This is a genomic window from Bradyrhizobium sp. (assembly GCF_049798375.1).
Lineage (GTDB): Bacteria > Pseudomonadota > Alphaproteobacteria > Rhizobiales > Xanthobacteraceae > Bradyrhizobium.
The window spans coordinates 1-5,024 of the sequence record NZ_JBARGP010000387.1 but is presented as its reverse complement, the minus strand read 5'-3'; the positions used below and the strand labels follow the sequence as shown (position 1 = coordinate 5,024).

Annotated in this window: 7 protein-coding genes; 5 read left to right on the top strand and 2 right to left on the bottom strand. The window is 62.5% G+C overall.

The window, feature by feature from the left end:
• Both gatB and WA702_RS16575 read left to right on the top strand, forming a co-directional pair.
• A partial coding sequence (gene gatB / locus WA702_RS16580; protein WP_425111625.1) for an Asp-tRNA(Asn)/Glu-tRNA(Gln) amidotransferase subunit GatB occupies positions 1-831 on the top strand: 831 nt, incomplete at its 5' end.
• Positions 832-2,206: 1,375 nt separating this feature from the next.
• Positions 2,207-2,473: a hypothetical protein gene (locus WA702_RS16575; RefSeq protein WP_425111624.1), complete on the top strand. Its 267-nt coding sequence runs from the start codon at positions 2,207-2,209 to the stop codon at positions 2,471-2,473.
• A gap of 51 nt (positions 2,474-2,524) precedes the next feature.
• Here the strand turns inward: WA702_RS16575 and WA702_RS16570 are convergent, their stop codons facing one another.
• Complete coding sequence (locus WA702_RS16570; protein WP_425111623.1) at positions 2,525-3,001, bottom strand: winged helix-turn-helix transcriptional regulator; 477 nt, start codon at positions 2,999-3,001, stop codon at positions 2,525-2,527.
• 338 nt (positions 3,002-3,339) lie between these two features.
• On the opposite strand from WA702_RS16570, the gene WA702_RS16565 reads away from it, so the two are divergent.
• From WA702_RS16565 to WA702_RS16555, 3 genes are all read left to right on the top strand, one after another.
• Entirely contained in the window at positions 3,340-3,681 is a 342-nt protein-coding gene (locus tag WA702_RS16565) for a hypothetical protein (protein ID WP_425111622.1), read from the top strand.
• A gap of 140 nt (positions 3,682-3,821) precedes the next feature.
• Positions 3,822-4,085: a hypothetical protein gene (locus tag WA702_RS16560; protein WP_425111621.1), complete on the top strand. Its 264-nt coding sequence runs from the start codon at positions 3,822-3,824 to the stop codon at positions 4,083-4,085.
• Between the two features lie 22 nt (positions 4,086-4,107).
• Complete coding sequence (locus WA702_RS16555) at positions 4,108-4,347, top strand: hypothetical protein (RefSeq protein WP_425111620.1); 240 nt, start codon at positions 4,108-4,110, stop codon at positions 4,345-4,347.
• A gap of 202 nt (positions 4,348-4,549) precedes the next feature.
• Here WA702_RS16555 and WA702_RS16550 read toward each other — a convergent pair whose 3' ends face one another.
• The gene (locus WA702_RS16550; protein WP_425111619.1) at positions 4,550-4,933 is read right to left on the bottom strand and encodes a hypothetical protein; all 384 of its coding nucleotides are present in this window, start codon (positions 4,931-4,933) and stop codon (positions 4,550-4,552) included.
• Positions 4,934-5,024: the final 91 nt, after the last annotated feature.

Below are 5,024 nucleotides of genomic sequence, written 5' to 3'. Positions count from 1 at the left end.
GGCGCCGAACTCGGCACCCGCTGCGAGATCAAGAACATGAACTCGATCAACTTCATTGGCCAGGCGATCGAGTACGAAGCCCGCCGCCAGATCGAGATCATCGAGGATGGCGGCGCGATCGACCAGGAGACCCGGCTCTACGACCCGAACAAGGGCGAGACGCGCTCGATGCGCTCCAAGGAGGAGGCGCACGACTACCGTTACTTCCCCGATCCCGACCTGCTTCCGCTCGAGTTCAGCCAATCCTTCGTCGACGAGCTGAAAGCGCAGCTGCCGGAACTGCCGGACCAGAAGAAGGCGCGCTTCATCGCCGATCTCGGCCTCTCGCCCTATGACGCGAGCGTGCTGGTGGCGGAACGGGAGAGCGCCGCCTTCTATGAGGCGGTGCTGTCGAAGCTCAGGGACCGTGCCCGCGACGGCAAGCTCGCCGCCAACTGGGTGATCAACGAGCTGTTCGGCCGCCTCAACAAAGAAGGCCGCGACATCCTGTCGTCCCCAGTCTCGGCCGAGCAACTCGGCGCGATCGTCGAACTGATCGGCGAGGGCACGATCTCCGGCAAGATCGCCAAGGACCTGTTCGAGATCGTCTGGACCGAAGGCGGCGACCCGCGCTCGCTGGTCGAGAGCCGCGGCATGAAGCAGGTCACCGACCTCGGTGCGATCGAGAAGGTGGTCGACGAGATCGTCGCTGCCAACCCCGACAAGGTCGCGCAGGCGCAGGCGAAGCCGCAGATGGTCGGCTGGTTCGTCGGCCAGGTGATGAAGTCGTCGGGCGGCAAGGCCAACCCGCAAGCGGTCAACGACCTCCTGAAGAGCAAGCTCGGCATCTGAAAACGACGTCACGTCGTCTTCGTTCCAACGTCGCGCACGTGCTGCGCGACGCCTCTCGCGAGCTCCTCGCGACCATTCGCCGAGCCCCTCGCGAGCGAATCGCTTGCACGCGATTCTCCAAAAAGCCGCCGTTGATGACGCTCTGATCAAGCCCGGATCGCTCGCGCGGACGATATCAACGAAAATTTTTTCATTGCCAAAATTCCCGACTCGGAGGGCCGCGCAAGACGCTTTTCGTCCGAGCCCGTGGCTCGCGATGACATCGCGCATGCTGCCTGCGCATCGAGATCGATTGCAAGAAATGCCTGCAATGACCGCGTTTCCTGCAACATCTATTAGTTCGATGATTTTGCGTCGGCGCGTTCGCCGCTTCATCGAAGGCGTCGCTCGCGCCCTCTTGTCGTGAACCGCGTCGCTCTCTCGCGCGCTCGCGTGTCAACACTTCTTTAAGCCGGACGCTGTTTTTTTCACTGCGTTGGTGTATTCGAGAAGGAGTGCAGCTCGATTCTCGAATGCACGCAGCGACTAAGCCATCTCACACATCGGAGGGCAACATGGCCAAGAAAGCGAAGAAGGCGAAGAAGGCAGTGAAGAAGACTGCGAAGACCGCGGCGAAGAAGACCGCGAAGAAGACCAAGAAGGTCTCCAAGAAGAAGTAACTGACGTCTCGCGTTTGCGCGAGATGAGCCGGCGGCTTTGATGCCGGCACGTCGTTGGAGCGCAGGCCTGCCTGCTCCTTGTGAGCGGGCCGCGCCATCAAGCTCCAGTCGATGAAGAGGGTGTCGGCGAGACATCAGGTCGACGGCCGGATCGGACTTCAGGTGGCTCTGCCGCTCATGTCCCGGTCCGGCAGAAGAACAGGTTTCTTCGTTCGGTGCAGATCCGCTGTTCGGTCTGCAATTTCGCCAAGGCGTCACTGCTGCCGCGAGATCTGATCCTGACGTGTTCGCCGACGCCCTCGTTCTGATCGTTACGGGCGCTTGCCCTGACGGGAGTGGCTGCCGGCTTTTCGCGCCTCCCGCTTTATGCCCCTGCAACAATCTCCTTAGGAACGCCGTAGGGCTTCGAGCCGCGCGCTTTGTTGGCGTGAGCCCGCGCGAACGATCGCCGTCGCGGATGGTTATGGGTTTGCCAAGCGAGACGGTAAACCGACCTTTGCCGGTTTCGAAAACGACAGCAAAATCAGTGGCGTCATGAACGGCTTAGCTGTGTGCGTTGCGTCACGTTTACACGTCGTTCAGTGCGATACTTAAACTGCCATTCAAACTTGAGCGTCATGATCAACCCATAAGCCGGCAAACGGCATGGGGTGTTGAACAGGTGGACGGGGGCCGCGCTCGCATGAGCCGCCTCCTCAAGAGAATGGAGAGCGACGATGTTTCAGGGGCAGATCAATCTCGATAGCGCGATCTCGGCGGAAGCGGCTGCGAATGCCGATGTGCTGTTCGACCTCGGCATGCTGCATGCGAGCGGACGCCAAGGTCCGGTCAATCTGATCGCGGCGCACAAGTGGTTTAACCTTGCTGCCGTGAAGGGCCGTCCTGACGCGATCGCAATGCGTCGTGAGGTCGCCGAAATGATGTCGGACGCCGACATCGCGGCGGCGCAGCGCGAAGCCCGCGCCTGGATGACCGCGCACTGAAGCGCCGGCGCGCGACGCGTCTCAGGCCGTCGCCTACAACGGGCTCTGCTGTTATCGCGATGCTCGTCCCCGCGTGGCCGGCGGTGACGGCATGCGCACCTCGGCGTCCTCCGGCCCGAGGACGCGCCCGTCCTGCGTGCGCAGCTCGAGGCGTCGCACCGGCAGGCTGCTCTTCTTGTCGACCAGGAGCACATGCGCCTCGTCAGGATCGAAGAAATAGTCTTCGCCCCATTGCCTGAGCGCGACCAGCAGCGGGAACATGCCGCGGCCTTTCGCGGTCAGCACATACTCCTGATAGGGCTGCCGTCCGCCGACGGGTGCGGTCCTGCTGGTTGGCATGGCGATCGTCTGCCTGCTCGCGGTCGGAGATGCGCAGCGCGCCAGTGCTGTTGCGCTGGCGATCATGCTGCTCTCTTGGCTGCCGATCGCCTTGTTGTCGCACTCCTGTGGTTCCTGATCCTTGGCGTGATCACGATGGATTTCGCGCTTCAGGCGGTGCATGTCGCCAATCAGAGCCTGATCTATCATTCCTTCCGGAGGCGCAGAACAGGCTGACCCGCCGCCTACATGATCTTTTACTTGATCGGTTCGGCGGCAGGCTCGGGTCTCTCCACGCTGATCTATGAGCAGGCAGGGTGGGGCGGCGTATGCATCGCGGGCGCGATCGTGCGCGGCGGCCTTGGTGTTTCGGGCCGTGACCCGAGACTGATGCGTTCCTGCGCAGCCGCGCGATCAAGCCACGACCATGATTTGACCACATCCGGGGTTTCCATGCCTGGCGCTGGCGCTGGCGCTGGCGCTGGCGCTGGCGCTGGCGGGGGCTGCCGGATTGAAAACCGTGTCGCCGTGCCTCATCTTGAGTCGACATGAACAAGAGTTTGCGACGAGAGCTCGTGGCGTGCCACGATTGCGGACAGGAGATTTCCTCCAGCGCGGCGAGTTGCCCACGCTGCGGATCGACCGAGCCGATCGGGCCGTATGTGCACAGCCGGCAAGAGCTGCGGAAACTGCGCGTCGAAGCCGCCAATGACCGCCGTCTCGTGATCGTCACGCTCGCCTGTTGCGGCCTCGGCTTCGTCTATGGCGGCGTGATGGGGCCGGGCGGTGCGGCCTCGATCTGGGGCGGCTTTGCCTATGGCTTCGTCGGCGCCGTGATCGGCGTGCCGGCGGCCTTCATCATCAACCTGACACGGCACCTGTTCGAGTGAGTGAACGACGGCTCGGCGTCCACGTCGTGTTCTGAAACGCCGCTTGGCGCCGTTCTCGTTATGCCGGCCAGGACCGGGCGCGCTCTGGAACCTGTCTTGATGCTCAGGGTTTTCTCTGGGGGCAATGCAGGAGCGCCGCCATGAAAGACCGGACCCTGGGTGTGATCGCATTGGGTGTCGTTGCGGTCGGTGCCGCATGGACAGTGCATACGCTCACCAGCACGGATTATTATTGTCCTGGGCCCTCCGCCACTTCGGTGGTGGCGCTGTTGGCGCCATGCCAGGCGTTCGATACGGCGCTCGGTCATACCGTCTCGGGCGGCGAGGCCGTCCGGATCGGACTACGGTGGGGCGCCGAGCCTGACCAGGCCAAGGCGCCGTTCACGCAATTTGCCGAGAAGTGATCCCAGACGGGTGAGGTCAAAAATGACGAAATGGCTGTTTGCGGCAGCCCTGACGACTGCACTTGCGGGGATTAGCACGGCTCGTGCTAACGATGGCTGCGGACCCGGCTGCCACACCGCAGTGAATGGTGGTTGCGTGGTCAATGGCTGGGAAAGCGGCGCGCGGGTCTGGAACGAATGTCCGGCCGGTGCCCATCCGCGGCCACCTTGCGGCGCTGGCTATGTCTGGAGCCGATCGATGAAGGCTTGCATGCTCAGGTGAGCTTCCGGTGCGCTCGACGAAGTGGGCGCCGCCGGGCTGCACAGCCGATCTCCCACCACGCCGCTGGGGCGGGACCGGCATCCCGGACTCGGTGCTGTCGGCTGCGACAAGACTTAGACGACTTGAGCAGCCAGCGCGCAGATGAAGCTTGTTACCAGAACAACTGCCGCGACTACGCTGACGAGGTCGATGGTCCATGGGATCATGGTGCCACCGACGAGATCCAGGTGGCGGGCACGGCTTGTGTCGCGGTATCTGTGCAGGCGAGTTGCAATCTGCTGACGGTGTGAGCGGATCGATCAATCGCCAAGTCAACCATCTTGTGATCGCACCTGATGTCGTGGTCATCGCGATCTGCCGATAGAACGTTTCCGTCGTGCAATCCGGCAATTCGTCCGTGTGATCGGGCGTTAGTCGGCGCGGATTTCGGTTTGATGTCGCGCGCCAATCGCTCCGCTTTCAAGCGCTCCCGGTTCGCGCGGAATGACTGCTGCGCTATTTCGTAATCGGTCAGTGTCTTGGTTTCTTCCGACTTGAATACCTTGTTTGCCTCGCTTAGCGCGCGAGATCGGGAATACTCTCTCATGATTGTTCCTTGGTTGCAGTGAGGGGACGCGCCGCTACGCAAACGCCAGCTGGCGCGCTATCCGGTCGCTTTATGATCAGGCGGATTGGTG